Source organism: Pseudomonas sp. 273, assembly GCF_029201425.1.
GTDB lineage: Bacteria > Pseudomonadota > Gammaproteobacteria > Pseudomonadales > Pseudomonadaceae > Pseudomonas > Pseudomonas delhiensis.
Genome location: NZ_CP116775.1, coordinates 5,365,079 through 5,382,925, shown reverse-complemented (window position 1 = coordinate 5,382,925; position 17,847 = coordinate 5,365,079). Strand labels below are relative to the sequence as shown.

At 69.2% G+C, this 17,847-nt stretch carries 17 protein-coding genes; 11 read left to right on the top strand and 6 right to left on the bottom strand.

Annotated elements, in window-relative coordinates:
* Positions 1 to 203 precede the first annotated feature (203 nt).
* A complete protein-coding gene (gene copC / locus PKO50_RS24540; RefSeq protein ID WP_109936481.1) occupies positions 204 to 569 on the top strand; it encodes a copper homeostasis periplasmic binding protein CopC in 366 nt (121 codons plus the stop codon).
* Between the two features lie 33 nt (positions 570 to 602).
* Positions 603 to 1,463, top strand: a complete 861-nt coding sequence (gene copD / locus PKO50_RS24535; RefSeq protein WP_275627480.1) for a copper homeostasis membrane protein CopD — start codon at positions 603 to 605, stop codon at positions 1,461 to 1,463.
* A 144-nt stretch (positions 1,464 to 1,607) separates the two neighbouring features.
* Here copD and fahA read toward each other — a convergent pair whose 3' ends face one another.
* Entirely contained in the window at positions 1,608 to 2,912 is a 1,305-nt protein-coding gene (fahA, locus tag PKO50_RS24530; RefSeq protein WP_275627479.1) for a fumarylacetoacetase, read from the bottom strand.
* Between the two features lie 4 nt (positions 2,913 to 2,916).
* Positions 2,917 to 4,206, bottom strand: coding sequence for a homogentisate 1,2-dioxygenase (gene hmgA / locus PKO50_RS24525; protein ID WP_109936478.1), 1,290 nt, complete (start codon positions 4,204 to 4,206; stop codon positions 2,917 to 2,919).
* A gap of 101 nt (positions 4,207 to 4,307) precedes the next feature.
* On the opposite strand from hmgA, the gene PKO50_RS24520 reads away from it, so the two are divergent.
* Positions 4,308 to 5,096, top strand: a complete 789-nt coding sequence (locus PKO50_RS24520; RefSeq protein ID WP_089394215.1) for an IclR family transcriptional regulator — start codon at positions 4,308 to 4,310, stop codon at positions 5,094 to 5,096.
* 871 nt (positions 5,097 to 5,967) lie between these two features.
* Here the strand turns inward: PKO50_RS24520 and hppD are convergent.
* The 3 genes from hppD to pobA all read right to left on the bottom strand — a co-directional run bounded on the left by hppD (position 5,968) and on the right by pobA (position 9,155).
* Positions 5,968 to 7,044 (bottom strand): 4-hydroxyphenylpyruvate dioxygenase, encoded by a 1,077-nt coding sequence (gene hppD / locus PKO50_RS24515; RefSeq protein WP_109936388.1) that lies wholly within the window; start codon positions 7,042 to 7,044, stop codon positions 5,968 to 5,970.
* 167 nt (positions 7,045 to 7,211) lie between these two features.
* Positions 7,212 to 7,841, bottom strand: coding sequence for a maleylacetoacetate isomerase (maiA, locus tag PKO50_RS24510; protein WP_275627478.1), 630 nt, complete (start codon positions 7,839 to 7,841; stop codon positions 7,212 to 7,214).
* 129 nt (positions 7,842 to 7,970) lie between these two features.
* The gene (gene pobA, locus PKO50_RS24505; RefSeq protein ID WP_275627477.1) at positions 7,971 to 9,155 is read right to left on the bottom strand and encodes a 4-hydroxybenzoate 3-monooxygenase; all 1,185 of its coding nucleotides are present in this window, start codon (positions 9,153 to 9,155) and stop codon (positions 7,971 to 7,973) included.
* Between the two features lie 160 nt (positions 9,156 to 9,315).
* On the opposite strand from pobA, the gene PKO50_RS24500 reads away from it, so the two are divergent.
* The 6 genes from PKO50_RS24500 (at position 9,316) to pcaC (ending at position 14,461) form a co-directional block, all read left to right on the top strand.
* Entirely contained in the window at positions 9,316 to 10,188 is an 873-nt protein-coding gene (locus PKO50_RS24500; RefSeq protein WP_089394211.1) for a helix-turn-helix domain-containing protein, read from the top strand.
* A complete protein-coding gene (gene pcaQ, locus PKO50_RS24495) occupies positions 10,185 to 11,114 on the top strand; it encodes a pca operon transcription factor PcaQ (protein ID WP_275627476.1) in 930 nt (309 codons plus the stop codon). The genes PKO50_RS24500 and pcaQ overlap by 4 nt, the downstream gene beginning before the upstream one ends.
* Positions 11,115 to 11,234: 120 nt before the next feature.
* A complete protein-coding gene (pcaH, locus tag PKO50_RS24490; RefSeq protein ID WP_058072712.1) occupies positions 11,235 to 11,954 on the top strand; it encodes a protocatechuate 3,4-dioxygenase subunit beta in 720 nt (239 codons plus the stop codon).
* Between the two features lie 11 nt (positions 11,955 to 11,965).
* The gene (gene pcaG / locus PKO50_RS24485) at positions 11,966 to 12,571 is read left to right on the top strand and encodes a protocatechuate 3,4-dioxygenase subunit alpha (protein WP_009618058.1); all 606 of its coding nucleotides are present in this window, start codon (positions 11,966 to 11,968) and stop codon (positions 12,569 to 12,571) included.
* Positions 12,572 to 12,680: 109 nt separating this feature from the next.
* Positions 12,681 to 14,030 (top strand): 3-carboxy-cis,cis-muconate cycloisomerase, encoded by a 1,350-nt coding sequence (locus PKO50_RS24480; RefSeq protein WP_109936385.1) that lies wholly within the window; start codon positions 12,681 to 12,683, stop codon positions 14,028 to 14,030.
* Between the two features lie 29 nt (positions 14,031 to 14,059).
* Entirely contained in the window at positions 14,060 to 14,461 is a 402-nt protein-coding gene (gene pcaC / locus PKO50_RS24475; RefSeq protein ID WP_275627475.1) for a 4-carboxymuconolactone decarboxylase, read from the top strand.
* A gap of 175 nt (positions 14,462 to 14,636) precedes the next feature.
* On the opposite strand, the gene PKO50_RS24470 is transcribed toward pcaC, so the two are convergent.
* A complete protein-coding gene (locus PKO50_RS24470) occupies positions 14,637 to 16,043 on the bottom strand; it encodes a DUF2252 domain-containing protein (RefSeq protein WP_109936384.1) in 1,407 nt (468 codons plus the stop codon).
* A 171-nt stretch (positions 16,044 to 16,214) separates the two neighbouring features.
* Between PKO50_RS24470 and PKO50_RS24465 the strand changes: the two genes are divergently transcribed.
* Together PKO50_RS24465 and PKO50_RS24460 are read left to right on the top strand one after the other, a co-directional pair.
* A complete protein-coding gene (locus PKO50_RS24465; protein WP_109937322.1) occupies positions 16,215 to 17,309 on the top strand; it encodes a DUF1615 domain-containing protein in 1,095 nt (364 codons plus the stop codon).
* Between the two features lie 64 nt (positions 17,310 to 17,373).
* Positions 17,374 to 17,790, top strand: coding sequence for an MAPEG family protein (locus tag PKO50_RS24460; RefSeq protein ID WP_109936383.1), 417 nt, complete (start codon positions 17,374 to 17,376; stop codon positions 17,788 to 17,790).
* Positions 17,791 to 17,847 lie beyond the last annotated feature (57 nt).

Below are 17,847 nucleotides of genomic sequence, written 5' to 3'. Positions count from 1 at the left end.
CTTGCTCGCGAATGGTGCTTCCAGGGGAGTTGGGTGGCTGGGTTCTAGAGCGCCCTCTCCCTAACCCTCTCCCTTCAGGGAGAGGGTTAGGGAGAGGGGCGGAGCAAAACCACAGCACCGAACTCACCAGCAAGCACCAACCCCCTCCACCCCCAACCTCTTTGCTAAGCTGCCGGGCGCTGCAATCCATTCGAGGTTCCGCCATGCGCAAATCCCCCCTGCTCGCCGCCCTCGGCCTGCTCGCCATCCTCAACGCCCCCGCCGTCTTCGCCCATGCCCACCTGAAGAGCGAAACCCCCGCCGCCGACAGCACCGCCGCCGCTCCCAAGGAGCTGCGCCTGAGCTTCTCCGAAGGTGTCGAGGCGAAGTTCACCAAGGTCACGGTCACCGCCGCCGACGGCAAGGCTGTGAAGGTGGTCGGCATCGCCACCACCGAGGGTGATGCCAAAGTGCTGGTGGTGACCTTCGACCAGCCGCTGCCGGCCGGCGAGTACAAGGTGGAATGGCACGCCGTTTCGGTGGACACCCACAAGAGCAACGGCAGCTACGCCTTCAAGGTTGCGCCCTGAACCATGCCCGTTCCAGCCGGGGGCGCGTCCGCCATGGATGACGCCCTGGTCTTCTGTCGTTTCCTGCACCTGCTGCTGACCCTCACGCTGTTCGGCGTGGGGCTGTTCCGTGCGGTGCTGCGCCGCCAGGAGGGTGCCGTGCTCGCCGCGCTGGATGGGCGGGTGCTCGCCGGCTTGCGTGGCGCCGCCGCGCTGGCGCTGCTCAGTGGCCTGGCCTGGCTCGGCCTGGTGGCGGCAAGCATGGCTGGCGACTGGTCTGCCGCGCTGGACGGGCCGACGCTGCGGCTGGTGCTGGGGCAGACCTTCTTCGGCCAGGTCTGGGCCTGGCACCTGCTGGCGAACGTCGCGTTGCTGGTGGCGCTGTGCCTGCCCTTGTCGGCGGACAACCCGCTGCGCGTGCTGCTGGCCGGCGTGGTGCTGGCCAGCCTGGCGCCGGTGGGCCACGGTGCCATGCTCGACGGCTGGGCCGGCATCGGCCTGATGCTCAACCAGGCCCTGCACCTGCTCTGCGCCGGCGCCTGGCTCGGCGGCCTGCTGTTGCTGGCGGCGCTGCTCTACCGCGCGCCGGACTCCACCCATGGCGAGGCGCTGCGGCGCTTCAGCGGCGTGGGCTACCTGCTGGTGGCCGGGGTGGCGGCCAGCGGGCTGGTGAACGTCTGGGCGCTGGTCGGGCAATGGCCGGACCCGCGGGTTTCCACCTTCGGTTTCGTGCTGACGATCAAGTTGCTGCTGGTGGCGGGGATGCTAGCGCTGGCGCTGCTCAACCGCGTGGCCCTGGCGTTTCGCGAGAGGCGCCTGCTGGCGCTGCGGCGCAGTGTGGTGCTGGAGTGGGCGTGCGGGGTGGCCGCGGTGGCGGCGGTGTCGTTGCTGGGGACCTTGTCGCCGGCGGGGTAGGGGTGCCAAGGTCAGGCGGCGGATAACCGCGAACGGTTATCCGCCCTACGTGGCGAGTGAGCCTGGCGTAGGGCGAATAACGCCTACGGCGTTATCCGCCGTTTGACCTTGCGCCCAGGCGGCCCCGAGGTTGACCTTGGCTGTTCAACGCGCCGGCAGAATCACCCCGCGGCACTCGCCGAAGCCGATGCGCGGGTAGCCGTCGCGTTCGCACCAGGCGCGCAGGATCACCTCGTCGCCGTCCTGCAGGAAGGTGCGCTGCTCGCCGCCGGGGAGTTCCAGCGGCTGCTTGCCGCCGAAGGTGCTCTCCAGCAGGCTGCCGAAGGCTTCCGGCTGCGGCCCGGAGAGGGTGCCGGAGCCGAACAGGTCGCCGGCCTGCAGCTTGCAGCCGCCGACGCTGTGGTGGGCGACCATCTGCGCCACCGTCCAGTACATGTTCCGGGTGTTGCTCAGTGCCAGGCGCACGGGCTCGACGCCCTGCTCGCGCATGGCCGCCGTCTGCAGCAGCACTTCCAACTGGATGTCGAGGGCGCCGTGGGCCTGGTCGTGCTCGTCCAGCAGGTAGGGCAGCGGCTGCGGATCACCCTCGGGGCGCGGCGGCTGGGCCTTGCGGAAGGGCGCCAGGGCCTCGGCGGTGACCACCCAGGGCGACACGCTGGTGGCGAAGTTCTTCGCCAGGAAGGGGCCCAGCGGCTGGTATTCCCAGGCCTGCACGTCGCGCGCCGACCAGTCGTTGAGCAGGCAGTAGCCGGCCACGTGCTGCTCGGCCTGGCCGATGCCGATGGCCTCGCCCATGGCGTTGCCCGGGCCGATCCAGATGCCCAGTTCCAGTTCGTAGTCCAGGCGCTTGCTCGGGCCGAAGGCCGGGGCCTCGGCGCCGGGCGCCAGGGTCTGGCCGTTGGGCCGGCGCACCGCGGCGCCGGAGGCGACCACGGTGGAGGCGCGGCCGTGGTAACCGATGGGCACGTGCTTGTAGTTGGGCAGCAGCGGGTTGTCCGGGCGGAACAGGCGGCCGACGTTGTTGGCGTGGTGGATGCCGACGTAGAAGTCGGTGTAGTCGCCCACCTGGGCCGGCAGGTGCAGCTGGCAGCTGGCCTGGGCCGGCAGCAGCGTGGCGCCCAGTTCCTGCATCTGCGCCTGGCGCGGGCTGCCTTCGGCCAGCAGCGCCTGCAGCTGCTCGCGCAGCACGCGGCGCGGGCCGGCGCCGAGGGCGAAGAAGGCGTTGAGGCTGGCGCCGCTGGCGGCTTCGGCGGCGTGGCGGGCCTCGCCCTCGAACAGGTCGGCGGCCAGCGCCGCCTTCAGGTCGAGGATGTGCTCGCCGATGGCCACGCCGCCACGCGGCTCGCGGCCGGGGCTGCTGAACACGCCCAGCGGCAGGTTCTGCAGGGGGAAGTCGGGGTGGCCGTTGGCGGATTCGATCCAGCTGCGGCGGTTGTCTGCCTGGTTCATGGGTTCAGTTCCTCTGGAAGGTCTTGGCCATGCCGCTCCAGCAGGCGTCGTAGTCGCGCTGCAGCTGCGGGCATTCGAGAGCGTAGCGGGTCGGGCGCAGGACGCGGCCGGTCTCGAACATGAAGGCCATGGTGTTGTCGATCTTGTGCGGCGCAAGCTGGGCGGCTATGGCCTGCACGGTGGTGGCGTTGTCCGGGCCGTGGGCGCTCATGCAGTTGTGCAGGGATGCGCCGCCCGGGGAGAAACCGTCGGCCTTGGCGTCGTAGGCGCCCTGGATCAGGCCCATGAATTCGTTCATCAGGTTGCGGTGGAACCACGGCGGGCGGAAGGTGCTCTCGGCCACCATCCAGCGCGGCGGGAAGATCACGAAGTCGACGTTGGCCATGCCGTGGGTGTCGCTGGGCGAGGTGAGCACGGTGAAGATCGACGGGTCCGGGTGGTCGTAGCTGACCGTGCCGATGGTATTGAACAGGCGCAGGTCGTACTTGTAGGGCACGTTGTTGCCGTGCCAGGCGACCACGTCCAGCGGCGAGTGGTCCAGCTCGCAGGCCCACAGCTCGCCGAGGAACTTCTGCACCAGCTGCACGGGGGCGTCGATGTCCTCGTAGTGGGCCACCGGGGCGAGGAAGTCGCGCGGGTTGGCCAGGCCGTTGCTGCCGATCGGGCCCAGGTCGGGGATGCGCAGGGCGGCGCCGTGGTTCTCGCAGATGTAGCCGGCGGCGGTGGCGTCGAGCAGTTCGACGCGGAACTTCATGCCACGCGGGATCACCGCGATCTCCAGCGGCTCGATGTCCAGCCGGCCCAGCTCGGTGGCCAGGCGCAGGCGGCCCTGCTGCGGGACGATCAGCAGCTCGCCGTCGGCGTCGAAGAAGGCCCGGTCCATGGAGCGGTTGGCGCGGTACAGGTGCACGCTGACGCCGCTGGCCTGCTCGGGGTCGGCGGTGGCGGCGAGGGTCAGCAGGCCGTCGAGGAAGTCGGTGGGCTCGGCGGGGATGTCCTGGGGGTTCCAGCGCAGGCGGTTGGGGTTGACCTGGCCCGGCTCGCGGCCGGGGATCTGCCGTGCCAGGCGTTCGAAGCGCGGGTGGCTGGCCGAGGGCTTGATGCGGTACAGCCAGGTGCGCCGGGCCTCGCTGCGCGGCACGGTGAAGGCGGTGCCGGAGAACTGCTCGGCGTACAGGCCGTAGGGCGCCTGCTGCGGCGAGTTCTGCCCGTGGGGCAGCGCGCCGGGCAGGGCTTCGCTGGCGAACTGGTTGTTGAAACCCGACAGGTAGGCGAGGGATTCGACGGACGACATGGCGACCTCTTTGTTTTTGTAATCGAATTACGGATAACGTAATTTGAACGTCGGAAGGGGTCAAGCTATAACAGCGCCTCCATCGACGAACGAGTCATTGCATGGCCATTCCCAGGGACACCGGCGACGCGCCGAAACGCCAGAAAGTGCAGGCCGCCGAAGTCGGCACGGACATCCTCAGGGGCTTGGCCGACCTGGCCCCGGCCACCTCGCTGTCGCGCCTGGCCGAGCACGTGGGCATGCCCGCGGCCAAGGTCCACCGCTACCTGCAGGCGCTGATCGCCAGCGGCTTCGCCGAGCAGGACGCGGCCACCAACCATTACGCCCTGGGGCCTGAGGCGCTGTTCGTCGGCCTGGCCGCCATCGGCCGGCTGGACGTGGTGCGCGCCGCCACGGCGCACCTGAGCGCCCTGCGCGACGAGCTGAACGAGACTTGCTTTCTCGCCGTGTGGGGCAACAAGGGCCCGACCGTGGTGCAGGTGGAGCAACCGCTGCGTGCGGTGACCCTGGTCACCCGCGTGGGCTCGGTGCTCCCTCTATTGGGCTCGTCCACCGGCCTGGTGTTCAACGCCTACCTGCCCGACGGCGAGACCGCGCCGCTGCGCGCGGAGGAGGCGGGCACGCCCGGCGCGCTGGACGAGGCGGAACTGCACAAGCAGACGGCGGAAATCCGCGCCACGGGCCTGCACCACGTGCACGGCCTGCTGATGCCGGGGGTGAACGCGCTGTCGGCGCCGGTATTCGCGGTGGGCGAGCAACTGGCCGGGGTGGTGACGGTGGTGGGCGCGGCCAGCGCCTTCCGCGCGGAAACCCAGGGGCGGGCGGCGGAGTTGCTGAAGGAGGCGGCGGCGGCGATTACGGCGCGGATGGCGGGGCGCAGGCCAGAGTAGGGGCGCTTTTCGTAGGAGCGAGCTTGCTCGCGAATGAGGTTCCATCGGGCAGGTTCGGTGCGAATCCTCAAGAGCGCCCTCTCCCCAACCCTCTCCCGCAAGCGGGAGAGGGGGCTGTCCGGCATGAACGCGGAGTTCAGCTTCAACCTGTAGGAGCGCGCCCTGCGCGCGAATCGCGGGCAGGGCCCGCTCCTACAATTTGCTGGGAAGCACGGGCTCTCCGTAGGAGCGGACCTTGTCCGCGAATGGCGTTCGCCGGCGGTACTGTGCTTTGGATTGACGCCTTCCCCTCTCCCCAACCCTCTCCCGCAAGCGGGAGAGGGGGCTGTCCGGTATGAACGCGGAGTTCAGCTTCAACCTGTAGGAGCGCGCCCTGCGCGCGAATCGCGGGCAGGGCCCGCTCCTACAATTTGCCGTGAAGCACGGGCTCCCTGTAGGAGCGGACCTTGTCCGCGAATGGCGTTCGCCGGCTGTACTGTGCTTTGGATTGACGCCTTCCCCTCTCCCACAAGCGGGAGAGGGGGCTGTCCGGTATGAACGCGGAGTTCAGCTTCAACCTGTAGGAGCGCGCCCTGCGCGCGAATCGCGGGCAGGGCCCGCTCCTACAATTTGCCGTGAAGCACGGGCTCCCCGTAGGAGCGGACCTTGTCCGCGAATGGCGTTCGCCGACGGCACCGTGCTTTGGATTGACGCCTTCCCCTCTCCCCAACCCTCTCCCGCAAGCGGGAGAGGGGGCTGTCCGGCATGAACGCGAAGTTCAGCTTCAACCTGCAGGAGCGCGCCCTGTGCGCGAATCGCGGGCAGGGCCCGCTCCTACAATTTGCCGTGAAGCACGGGTTCCCCGTAGGAGCGGACTCCGTCCGCGATGGGTTTATTTCGCCTCCAGCACCCCGCGGCGGATCTGGTCGCGCTCGATGGATTCGAATAGCGCCTTGAAGTTGCCCTCGCCGAAGCCGTCGTCGCCCTTGCGCTGGATGAACTCGAAGAACACCGGGCCCATCAGGGTTTCCGAGAAGATCTGCAGCAGCAGGCGGCGCTTGCCGCCCTCGGAGGTGCCGTCGAGGAGGATGCCGCGGTTGCGCAGTTCCTCCACCGGCTCGCCGTGGTTGGGCAGGCGCTCTTCGAGCATCTCGTAGTAGGTCGCCGGCGGCGCGGTCATGAAGCGCATGTTCAGGCCCTTGAGGGCGTCCCAGGTCTTCACCAGGTCGTCGGTGAGGAAGGCCACGTGCTGGATGCCCTCGCCGTTGAACTGCATGAGGAATTCCTCGATCTGCCCGGCGCCCTTGGAGGATTCCTCGTTGAGCGGGATGCGGATCATGCCGTCCGGCGCGGTCATGGCCTTGGAGGTCAGGCCGGTGTACTCGCCCTTGATGTCGAAGTAGCGGATCTCGCGGAAGTTGAACAGCTTCTCGTAGAAGTCCGCCCAGTAGGCCATGCGCCCGCGGTACACGTTGTGGGTGAGGTGGTCGATGATCTTCAGGCCGGCGCCCTTCGGATGGCGGTCCACGCCTTCGATGAACTCGAAGTCGATGTCGTAGATCGACGAGCCCTCGCCGAAGCGGTCGATCAGGTACAGCGGCGCGCCGCCGATGCCCTTGATCGCCGGCAGGCGCAGCTCCATCGGCCCGGTGGGGATTTCCACCGGCTGCGCGCCCAGCTCCAGGGCGCGGGCGTAGGCCTGGTGCGCGTTCTTCACGCGGAAGGCCATGCCGCACACCGAGGGGCCGTGCTCGGCGGCGAAGTAGGCCGCCAGGCTCTTGGGCTCGTTGTTGAGGATCAGGTTGATGTCGCCCTGGCGGTACAGGTCCACGTCCTTGGAGCGGTGGCTGGCCACCTTGGTGAAGCCGAGGCTGGCGAAGATGGGTTCCATCACGCCGGGGGTGGGGGAGGCGAATTCGATGAATTCGAAGCCCATGAGGCCCATGGGGTTGTCGAAGAGGTCTGCCATGTCTGTGTTCCTCGCGGTGGACGCGCGCGGCGGCGCGCCCGGGATTCGGAAAGTCGTGGGGTCAGCTACGCGGCTGGCGCGGTGGCGAGCAGGGCACGCCGCGTACGCTGCGGGCGAGGAAGTCGCCGATGGTGACTTTGAATCCGAGGCTGTGCATGGCGCGCTCCTCAGGCCGGCTTGTCGGCCTGGACGTCCGGGTGGGCCTGGCGGAAGGCCGGGTGCTCCAGGGCCAGGCGCTCTACCCTGAGTATGCGCGGGAATCCTGCCAGGTCCACCTTGAAGCGGCGGGCGGCGTACAGCTGCGGCAGCAGGTAGACGTCGGCCAGGCCCGGCTGCGGGCCGCAGCAGAAGCCCTCGTCGCCGATCAGCGCTTCCACTGCCTTGAGGCCTTCGCCGACCCAGTGGGCGATCCATTGCTCGACGCCGTTCTCGTCGATGCCCAGCCCGCGCAGGCGGTTGAGCACGGCGACGTTGTGCAGCGGGTGGATGTCGCAACCGATGAGCGCCGCCACGCCGCGCTGGTGCGCGCGCTGCAGGGCGTCGGCCGGCAGCAGGGCGGGTTCGGGGTAGCGTTCTTCCAGGTATTCGATGATCGCCGGCGACTGGATCAGCAGCTCGCCTTCGTCGGTGCGCAGGGCCGGCACGCGGCCTTGCGGGTTCAGGGCCAGGTAGGCGCCCTGGCGGTGCTCGCCCTGCAGCAGGTTCACCGGCAGCTGCCGGGCTTCCAGCCCCTTCAGGGCCAGGGCGATGCGCACCCGGTAGGAGGAGGTGGAGCGGTAGTAGGTGTAGAGGTCCATGAACCGGCACTCGCAGGCAGCGTGCCCGTCGTGGCGGACACTGTTGTTTTCGTAATGGACTTACACTCTGCGTAATTTTTCCGCCGAGGGCAAGCCCCCGCGTTCCACGGGGGGCTCGCGGCGGCGGCGCTACTCGATCGTCTCGAAGGGCAGGCCCACGTAATTCTCGGCGATGCAGGTGCGCCCCGCCAGGGAATCGAGGAAGTAGGCCAGTTCGGTGTCGAGCATCTTCTGGGTGAAGGCGTCGTTGTCGGGGAACTTGTGCAGCATGCTGGTCATCCACCAGGAGAAGCGCTCGGCCTTCCAGATGCGCCGCAGGGCGACTTCCGAGTAGCGCTGCAGCAGCTCGACGCGGCCCTCGCCATAGACCTTGACCAGGATGCGGTACAGGGCGTCGACGTCGCTGGCCGCCAGGTTCAGGCCCTTGGCCCCGGTGGGCGGGACTATGTGCCCGGCGTCGCCGACCAGGAACAGCTTGCCGTACTGCAGCGGCTCCACCACGAAGCTGCGCAGCGGGGCGATGCTCTTCTCCAGCGACGGCCCGGTGACCAGGCGCGCCGCGGCGTCGGCCGGCAGGCGGCGCTTGAGTTCGTCCCAGAAGCGCTGGTCGGACCAGTCCTCGACCTTCTCCTCCAGGCCCACCTGCAGGTAGTAGCGGCTGCGGGTGGCCGAGCGCATGCTGCTGAGGCTGAAGCCGCGTTCGCTGCTGGCGTAGATGAGTTCGTGGTTGACCGGCGGGGTGTCGCTGAGCAGGCCGAGCCAGCCGAAGGGGTAGACGCGCTCGTAGGTCTTGAGCTTGTCGGCCGGGATGGTCTGCCGCGATACGCCGTGGAAGCCGTCGCAGCCGGCAATGTAGTCGCAGTCCAGGCGGGCGGCCTCGCCGTCCTTGGTGAAGGTGACGTAGGGCTTCTCGCCCTGCACCTCGTGCAGCTGCACGTCGCCGGCTTCGTAGATGCTCAGGGCGCCGCTGGCCTGGCGCGCCTCCATGAGGTCGCGGGTGACTTCGGTCTGGCCGTAGACCATCACGTTCTTGCCGCCGGTCAGGCCCTTGAGGTCGATGCGCTCGCGGCGGCCGTCCAGCACCAGCTCGAAGCCGTCGTGGGGCAGGCCCTCGGCGTCCATGCGGGCGTTGGCGCCGGCTTCGCGCAGCAGGTCCACGGTGCCCTGTTCCAGCACCCCGGCGCGGATGCGCCCGAGCACGTAGTCCGGGCTCTGGCGTTCGAGGATGACGTTGTCGATACCGGCACGCTGCAGCAGCTGGCCGAGGAGCAGCCCGGAAGGGCCGGCGCCGATGATGGCAACCTGGGTTTTCATTGTTGTTTTCCTCGTCGTCGCGGACCGGGTGGTCGTAGGCACGCCCCCTGGCCGCGTAGTTGTTATTGGCTCCTGCATTTTTGGTGGATGAATCGCTGCGCAGAAGGCAATATCCAACAGATAACCTGGATTTTTCGTGGATAGCTTCGGCGGCCTATAAATGCACAAGACGCCCGCTTCGAACCCGGTCCCGGTGTTTCAGCTGTACGGCGAGACCCACGCCTGGCCGACACCCGACCCCCTGCACTGCGAGACCATCCCTTCGCGCAGCAGCCTGTACGACTGGGAGATCCGCCCGCACCGCCACGCCGACCTGGTGCAGTTGCTCTACGTGCGCGCCGGCGAGGCCGAGCTGGAAGTGGAGGGCAGCGTCACCCACGTGCGCGAGGCCACCCTGCAGGTCTCGCCGCCGCTGTGCGTGCACGGCTTCCGCTTCACCGCGCAGATCGACGGCTACGTCATCAGCCTGGCCCAGCCCTTCGCCGAGGAACTGCTGCGCCAGTTCGACCGCGCCGTGCTGGAACAGCCGCAGTGCTACGCGGTGGGCGAGGACGAGCGCTACCTGAGCACCCTGTTCGAGTCCATCGAGCGCGAATACACCCGCCAGGAGCCGGGCCGCGAGCTGATGCTGCGCTCGCTGGTCAGCGCCCTGCTGGTATGGCTGGGCCGCCGCCACCTGCAGGCCAGCCATGCCGCCAGCGCCACCCCGGACCGCGGCCGCGAGCACCTGCAGGCGTTCCGCCGGCTGGTGGAGCAACGCTTCCGCGAGCACCTGCCGATCGAGCGCTACGCCGAGCGCCTGGGCATCAGCGCGGCGCACCTCAACGCCCTGTGCCGGCGCCTGGCCGGCGCCTCGGCGCTGCAGCTGATCAACCAGCGCCTGCTGCTGGAGGCCAAGCGCAACCTGGTGTACACGGACATGACCGTGCAGGAGGTCTCCGACCAGCTGGGCTTCTCGGAGCCGGCGTACTTCTCGCGATTCTTCAAGCGCGGCACCGGGCAGTCGCCCAGGGCCTTCCGGGGTAACCGATGAACATCGACTCACGCATCAAGTTCCGCCACCTGCTGTGCTTCCTCGAGGTGGCTCGCCTGGGCAGCCTGGCGCGCGCCGCCGACCGCCTGGCGGTGAGCCAGCCGGCGGTGTCCAAGACCCTCAAGGAGCTGGAGGAGGTGCTCGACGCCAGCCTGTTCGAGCGCGGCAAGGGCGGCGCCACGCTGACCGAGGCGGGCATTGCCTTCCTGCGCTACGCCGGGCCCTGCGTGCAGGCCCTGCGCGACGGCGTGGAGAGCCTGCGCGGCGGCGAGTATGCGGCCAGCAGCGCGCGCCTGGGCGTGCTCTCCACCGTGGAGGGCGCCTTCCTCCCGGAGGTGGTGCGGCGCCTGCACGAGCGCCACGGGGCGCTGGTGGTCAGCGTGGTCACCGGGCCCAGCGCGCACCTGCTCTCGCAGTTGCGCGTCGGCGAGCTGGACCTGGTGGTCGGGCGCATGACCGACAGCCCGCAGATCCAGGGCCTGACCTTCGAACACCTGTACAACGAACCGCTGACCCTGGTGGTGCGCGCCGGCCACCCGCTGCTGGGCCGGCCGCTGGACGCCGCGGAGCTGGAGGAATACCCGCTGGTGCTGCCCACCGCCGGCACCACCATCCGCAAGCGCGTCGACAGCCTGTTCGTCGAGCACGGCCTGCGCCAGTCGTCGCGGCGCCTGGAGACCCTCTCGCTGAGCCTGAGCCGGCGCTACGTCGACGACAGCGACGCGGTGTGGATGGCGCCGCTGGACGCGGTGCGCGCGGCCCTGGGCAAGGGCGAGCTGGCCGAACTGGCGCCGCAGTTGCAGGAGGCCGGTGGTTCGGTGGGCATCTGCAGCAACGCCTCGCTGCCGCTGTCCCTCGGCGCGCACTGGTGCCAGGAAGTGCTGCGCGAGGTGGGGCAGGAATACCGCGACGGGGTTTATCCATAACCAATTGGTTAATGATCGCAGGCGCCTTTTCAATTTTCCTGCGGACCAACCTGGCGGAAACTGCGGAGCACATGCCTGATGCTCTACAGGCTCCTATAACTCCAACAACAGGAGACCGCCATGTCCGAAGTGGACAGCAGCCGGTTCGTCATCCGTGACCGCAACTGGCACCCCAAAGCCCTCACCCCCGACTACAAGACCTCCGTCGCCCGCTCCCCGCGCCAGGCGCTGGTGAGCATCCCGCAGTCGATCTCCGAGACCACCGGCCCGGACTTCTCGCACCTGAAGTTCGGCGAGCACGACAACGACCTGCTGCTCAACTTCAACACCGGCGCCCTACCCATCGGCGAGCGCATCGTCGTCCACGGCCGCGTCGTCGACCAGTACGGCAAGCCCGTGCCCAACACCCTGGTGGAGATGTGGCAGGCCAACGCCGGCGGCCGCTACCGGCACAAGAACGACCGCTACCTGGCGCCGCTGGACCCGAACTTCGGCGGCGTCGGCCGCGCCATCACCGACAGCGACGGCCGCTATATCTTCCGCACCATCAAGCCCGGCCCCTACCCGTGGCGCAACGGCCCCAACGACTGGCGCCCGGCGCACATCCACTTCTCCATCAGCGGCCCGTCCATCGCCACCCGGCTGATCACCCAGCTGTACTTCGAGGGCGACCCGCTGATCCCGATGTGCCCCATCGTCAAGTCGATCGCCAACCCCGAGGCGGTGCAGAGCCTGATCGCGCGCCTGGACATGGGCATGGCCAACCCCATGGATTGCCTGGCCTACCGCTTCGACATCGTGCTGCGCGGCCAGCGCCAGACCCACTTCGAGAATCGCTGAGGAGGTTCGCCATGCCCGTTCAACTGCTCCCCGAAACCCCCTCGCAGACCGCCGGCCCCTACGTGCACATCGGCCTGGCCCTGGAGGCCGCCGGCAACCCGACCCGCGACCTGGAAATCTGGAACCAGATGGCCAAGCCCGGCGCCGCCGGCGAGCACATCCTGCTGCTGGGCCACGTCTACGACGGCAACGGCCACCTGGTGCGCGACTCCTTCCTGGAGTTCTGGCAGGCCGACCACGAAGGCAACTACGACAGCCGCTACGACGCGGAGAAGGCGTTCAACGGCTTCGGCCGCACCGCCACCACCTTCGATGCCGGCGAGTGGACGCTCAAGACCATCAAGCCGGGCGTGACCAAGGCCGCCGACGGCCGCCCGCAGGCGCCGCACATCAACGTTTCGCTGTTCGCCCGCGGCATCAACATCCACCTGCAGACGCGCCTGTACTTCGAGGACGAGGCCGAGGCCAACGCCAAGGACCCGGTGCTCAACCTGATCGAGCAGGCGCCGCGCCGCGAGACCCTGGTGGCCCGCCGCTGCGAAGTGAACGGCCAACTGGCCTATCGTTTCGACATCCGCATCCAGGGCGAAGGCGAGACGGTGTTCTTCGACTTCTGATGCGCTTTGTTTGGCGCCTCAACGGGCGGGCCGCGCGAGCGGTCCGCCCGTCGGCGTTCACGGCATGGCGTAGGCTGTGCCTGATGACGAAGAAAACTGGAGCCCTTGCGTGAGCAACCGACTTTTCGACGCCTACTTCACCCAGCCAGCGATGCGCGAGCTGTTCTGCGACCGCGCGCGCCTGCAGGGCATGCTCGACTTCGAGGCCGCCCTGGCCCGCGCCGAGGCGCGCTGCGGGGTGATCCCGGCCAGCGCGGTGGCGCCCATCGAGGCCGCCTGCCGCGCCGAGCTGTACGACTTCGACGCCCTGGCCACGGCCATCTGCAGCGCCGGCAACTCGGCCATCCCCATGGCCAAGGCGCTGGGCCGGCAGGTCGCCGCCGGCGATGCCGAGGCCGAGCGCTACGTGCACTTCGGCGCCACCAGCCAGGACGCCATGGACAGCGGCCTGGTGCTGCAGCTGCGCGCCGCCATCGGCCTGCTGGAGGACGACCTGGCGCGCCTGGGCGCGGCCCTGGCCGAACAGGCGCGCCGGCATGCCGACGTTCCCATGGCCGGGCGCACCTGGCTGCAACACGCAACGCCGGTGACCCTGGGCATGAAGATCGCCGGCTGGCTCGGCGCCGTCACCCGCCACCGCGAGCGTCTGGCCGAGCTCAAGCCGCGCCTGCTCAGCCTGCAGTTCGGCGGCGCCTCCGGCAGCCTGGCGGCGCTGGGCGACGACGGCTTCGCCGTGGCCGAGGCACTGGCCGAGGAACTGCGCCTGCAACTGCCCGAGCAGCCCTGGCACACCCAGCGCGACCGCCTCGCCGAATTCGCCGCCTGGCTCGGCCTGGTGGCCGGCAGCCTGGGCAAGCTCGGCCGCGACCTCAGCCTGCTGATGCAGACCGAGGCCGGCGAAGTCTTCGAACCCTCGGCGCCGGGCAAGGGCGGCTCCTCGACCATGCCGCACAAGCGCAACCCGGTGGGCGCCGCCGTGCTGATCGGCGCCGCCACCCGCGCGCCCGGCCTGGTGGCGACGATGCTGAGCGCCATGCCCCAGGAACACGAGCGCAGCCTCGGCCTGTGGCACGCCGAATGGGAAAGCCTGCCGGAACTCTGCTGCCTGGTTTCCGGCGCCCTGCAGCAGGCGCTGCTGGTAGTGCCGGGCCTGGAAGTGGACGCCCAGCGCATGCGCCGCAACCTGGAACTGACCCGCGGCCTGGTGCTGGCCGAGGCGGTGAGCATCGCCCTGGCCCGGCGCATCGGCCGCGACGCCGCGCACCACCTGGTGGAGCAGTGCTGCCGCCAGGCCGTGGCCGAGGGCGCGCACCTGCGCCAGGTGCTGGGCGGCAACGCCGAGGTCCGCGCGCAACTCAGCGACGCCGAACTGGACCGCCTGCTCGACCCGGCGAATTACCTGGGCCAGTGCCGCCGCTGGGTGGAACGCGCCCTGGAAGAACACGCACGCCTCGGTTGAGGCGCAATAGACAAGCGAGAGAGAACCCGATGGACGAGAAACAACGCTACGAAGCCGGCATGCAGGTCCGCCGCGCGGTGCTGGGCGACGCCCACGTCGACCGCAGCCTGAACAACCGCACCGCCTTCAACGAAGAATTCCAGGAAATGATCACCCGCCACGCCTGGGGCGACATCTGGACCCGCCCCGGCCTGCCGCGCCACACCCGCAGCCTGGTGACCATCGCCATGCTCATCGGCATGAACCGCGAGGGCGAACTGAAGCTGCACCTGCGCGCCGCCCGCAACAACGGCGTGAGCCGCGAGGAGATCAAGGAAGTGCTGCTGCAGAGCGCGATCTACTGCGGCATCCCGGCGGCCAACGCGACCTTCCACCTGGCAGAGGAGGTGTGGAACGAACTGGGGACGGAGTCGCTGGAGGAGGGAGTCTGATCTAACGGCGTATAACCGCGAACGGTTATACGCCCTACGTCACGGTTTGGCGTAGGGCGAATAACGCTCCGCGTTATCCGCCGTTTGGCCTTGGCCCCGGATGGCTCCGGGGTTGGCCTGGGCGCTGGCTGTGGCCTTGGGTGTAGCGGCGTATAACCGCGAACGGTTATACGCCCTACGGCATCCGATCCGCCGTGAAATCCGCCTCCGAGCGCGCCTCCAGCTGGCCCTTGCGGCAGGCGCGCTGGAAGCGTTCGAAGTCGCGTTCGTTCTGCAGCGCGTAGGCCTTGGCATAGTGCAGCAGGGCGTCGCTCAGCGCCTCGCTCTTGCCGATGTAGCCGGCGATCCGCGCCGCCTGGCCGCCGGACTTGGCGTGGGCGCAGGCCAGGGCGCGGCCGCAGACCCGTGCGTAGGCGGCGAAGGCTTTCTCGTCGAAGGTCTCCAGTTCCGCCGAGACCTTCATGTCGCGCAACTGGCGCACGTAGAAGTGGCGGCCATTGGGGCCGGTGGTCCAGCCGAGGAAGAGATCGCTGGCCGACTGCATCAGGCGCTGGCCGTCCACCACCCGCTGGCCCTGGTGGCGGGTGCGCAGCTTGCTGCGCACATAGGTGGCCAGCACCGAGGGACGGGCCTCCTTGAATTGCAGGAACAGCGGCTGCTCCTGGGGATCGGTGAGCAACGCCACCAGGCAGCGGGTGCCGACGCTGCCCACGCCCACCACCTTGAACACCAGGTCCTGCACCTCGAAGCGGTCGAGCAGTTCGCGACGGTCGGCCTGCAGGGTGGTGCGGTAGTCGCGGATGAAGGTGTCGTGCAGATCCTGCCAGTGATCCAGGCTCATCCAGTCGTCGTCCTCGTCCAGCAGGCTGGTCGCGGAGTGCAGGTGGAAGATCTCCGGCAGGTCGTCGCGGATCTCCAGGCGGCCCTGGGCGTCGCGTTCGGCGATCTTCGGCAGCAGCTCGGCATGGGTGCGCCGGTTGGCCTTCTCGATGGCGCGCTGCACGTGCTCGCGCAGGTCCTTCTCGCGCTCCTGCTCCAGCGCCACCTCGTAGTCGATGCGCCCGTACCACAGCTCCAGGGCGCCCATCTCGGCACATTCGGCGATGTTCTGCTGGTAGGACAGCACCAGTTGGCGGCAGACGTCCTCTTCCACCGTCTCGCCGTGGCGCAGGTCGCGGGCGGCGATCAGGAAGCTCGCCACCAGGCGCTTGAGGTCCCATTCCCAGGGGCCGGGGTGGACCTCGTCGAAGTCATTGACGTTGAACAGCAGGTTGCGCTCGGGGGAGGCGAAGCCACCGAAGTTCATCAGGTGGCAGTCGCCGCAGATCGGCAGTTCCATGCCCATGTCCGGGGTGCCCGAGAGGTCGTGGGCCTGGAGCAGGGCGCTGCCGCGGAAGAAGGTGAAGGGCGACACCAGCATGCGCCCGTAGCGCAGCGCCACCAGGGACCGCACGCGGCCGGCGCTGGAGGCCTCGATCAGCGGCAGCGGGTCGCGGTCGATCTTCCCGGGTTCGGCGTGGCTGCTGCGTGGGCACTTGTCACGGGCGTCCTTGCCCTGTTTGCGCAGGTCCTTGATGTCCATCGTTCACCTCGAATCCGGGGGCCATGGATTCGAGCTTAGAGGCTGGCCGGGGGCCTGCAAGTCGGCGCGTTGGGCTGGCCTGGAAAGGGCATTTCTGCGATGGTCGCGGCGTCTCGTCGTCAGGAAGCGCCCATGTTCGCCACCGCCATTCCGTTCGCCCGTCCCGCCAAAATGCCCTGGCGCGCCATGGGCATCGCCTTCGGCCTGCTGGCCCTGGCCGGTTGCAGCTCGCAGTCCGCCCGCCAGGCGCCGGAGCCGACCCCGGCGCAGGTGCGCGCCACCCTGGCGCAGCTGCTGCCGGCCAGGGTGAGCGACCGCAGCGGCTGGGCCACGGACATCCAGGTGGCCTTCGCCGCCCAGCGCATCCGCCCGAGCAAGGAGAACCTCTGCTCGGTGCTGGCGGTGACCGAACAGGAGTCGAACTTCCAGGCCGACCCGCAGGTGCCGGGCCTGGGCCGCATCGCCCGCGACGAGATGAAGAGGCGCGCCGCGCGCCTGCACGTCCCCGGCTTCGTGCTCGACGCCGCGCTGGCGCTGAAGTCGCCCAGCGGCAAGAGCTACAGCCAGCGCCTGGACGCGGTGCGCAGCGAACGCGAGCTGAGCGCCATCTTCGATGACTTCATCGGCATGGTACCGCTCGGCCAGCAGCTGTTCGGCCGCTTCAACCCGGTGCGTACCGGCGGGCCCATGCAGGTCAGCGTGGCCTTCGCCGAGCAGCATGCCGAGGGTTACCCGTACCCGCTCAAGGGGAGCGTGCGCCAGGAGGTGTTCAGCCGCCGCGGCGGCATGTACTTCGGCATTGCCCACCTGCTGGGCTACCCGGCGGACTACGAGCGGCCGCTGTACCGCTTCGCCGACTTCAACGCCGGCTGGTACGCCAGCCGCAACGCCGCCTTCCAGCGCGCGGTGAGCCTGGCCACCGGCATCCCGCTGGCGCTGGACGGCGACCTGATCCGCTACGACTCCAGCGCCGCCGGCGCCACCGAACTCGCGGTGCGCACCCTGGGCCCGCGCCTGGGCCTGAGCGACAGCCAGATCCGCCGCGACCTGGAGCAGGGCGAGCGCGCGGAGTTCGGCGAGACGAAACTGTACGCCAAGGTCTTCGCCCTGGCCGAGAAGAACGAAGGCAAGCCGCTGGCCCGGGCGGTGCTGCCGGGCATCACCCTGCACAGCCCGAAGATCACCCGCAACCTCACCACCGCCTGGTTCGCCCAGCGCGTGGACGAGCGCTACCAGCGCTGCCTGGCGCGGGCGGGGAAAGGCTGAAGGCGACTAGAGTAATTGCTCTAGATTGGCTAGAGTCTCCGCCACAACAACAAGGAGCTCCGCCATGTCCCTCAGCCCCAGTGCTGTCGCCTTGCTCGGTCTGGTCGCCTGGACCCTGCTGCTGGTCCTCGTCCTGGTCAACCACCGTGGCCTGCTGGTGCTTTCCGGCAGCCGCGCGGTCAACGCCTTCGCCGCCGACGGCAGCAGCACGCCGGGCTTCGGCCAGCGCCTGGCGCGGGCCCACGCCAACTGCGTGGAGAACCTGCCGCTGTTCTTCGCCGTGCTGCTCTACGCCATGCTCACCGGCCAGACCCAGGTCACCGACCCGCTGGCGCCGGTGCTGCTGGCGGCGCGCATCTTCCAGAGCCTGATGCACCTGGCCAGCACCTCGCCGCTGTTCGTCTGGCTGCGCTTCGCCGGCTACCTGGTGCAACTGGTGATCCTCGCCTGGTGGCTGCTGCGCCTGGCCGGCTGGCTCTGAGGCGGCGCGCCAGGCCAGGGCCTTGTCCAGGTAGGCGTCGGGGCCGCTCGGGGGCGG

What these genes read in the sequence shown, in the direction of transcription:
- copC (WP_109936481.1), top strand. Translation starts at nt 204, where the DNA reads ATGCGCAAATCCCCCCTGCTCGCCGCCCTCGGCCTGCTCGCCATCCTC.
- copD (WP_275627480.1), top strand. Translation starts at nt 603, where the DNA reads ATGGATGACGCCCTGGTCTTCTGTCGTTTCCTGCACCTGCTGCTGACC.
- fahA (WP_275627479.1), bottom strand. Translation starts at nt 2,912, where the DNA reads ATGAACCAGGCAGACAACCGCCGCAGCTGGATCGAATCCGCCAACGGC.
- hmgA (WP_109936478.1), bottom strand. Translation starts at nt 4,206, where the DNA reads ATGTCGTCCGTCGAATCCCTCGCCTACCTGTCGGGTTTCAACAACCAG.
- PKO50_RS24520 (WP_089394215.1), top strand. Translation starts at nt 4,308, where the DNA reads ATGGCCATTCCCAGGGACACCGGCGACGCGCCGAAACGCCAGAAAGTG.
- hppD (WP_109936388.1), bottom strand. Translation starts at nt 7,044, where the DNA reads ATGGCAGACCTCTTCGACAACCCCATGGGCCTCATGGGCTTCGAATTC.
- maiA (WP_275627478.1), bottom strand. Translation starts at nt 7,841, where the DNA reads ATGGACCTCTACACCTACTACCGCTCCACCTCCTCCTACCGGGTGCGC.
- pobA (WP_275627477.1), bottom strand. Translation starts at nt 9,155, where the DNA reads ATGAAAACCCAGGTTGCCATCATCGGCGCCGGCCCTTCCGGGCTGCTC.
- PKO50_RS24500 (WP_089394211.1), top strand. Translation starts at nt 9,316, where the DNA reads ATGCACAAGACGCCCGCTTCGAACCCGGTCCCGGTGTTTCAGCTGTAC.
- pcaQ (WP_275627476.1), top strand. Translation starts at nt 10,185, where the DNA reads ATGAACATCGACTCACGCATCAAGTTCCGCCACCTGCTGTGCTTCCTC.
- pcaH (WP_058072712.1), top strand. Translation starts at nt 11,235, where the DNA reads ATGTCCGAAGTGGACAGCAGCCGGTTCGTCATCCGTGACCGCAACTGG.
- pcaG (WP_009618058.1), top strand. Translation starts at nt 11,966, where the DNA reads ATGCCCGTTCAACTGCTCCCCGAAACCCCCTCGCAGACCGCCGGCCCC.
- pcaC (WP_275627475.1), top strand. Translation starts at nt 14,060, where the DNA reads ATGGACGAGAAACAACGCTACGAAGCCGGCATGCAGGTCCGCCGCGCG.
- PKO50_RS24470 (WP_109936384.1), bottom strand. Translation starts at nt 16,043, where the DNA reads ATGGACATCAAGGACCTGCGCAAACAGGGCAAGGACGCCCGTGACAAG.
- PKO50_RS24465 (WP_109937322.1), top strand. Translation starts at nt 16,215, where the DNA reads ATGCCCTGGCGCGCCATGGGCATCGCCTTCGGCCTGCTGGCCCTGGCC.
- PKO50_RS24460 (WP_109936383.1), top strand. Translation starts at nt 17,374, where the DNA reads ATGTCCCTCAGCCCCAGTGCTGTCGCCTTGCTCGGTCTGGTCGCCTGG.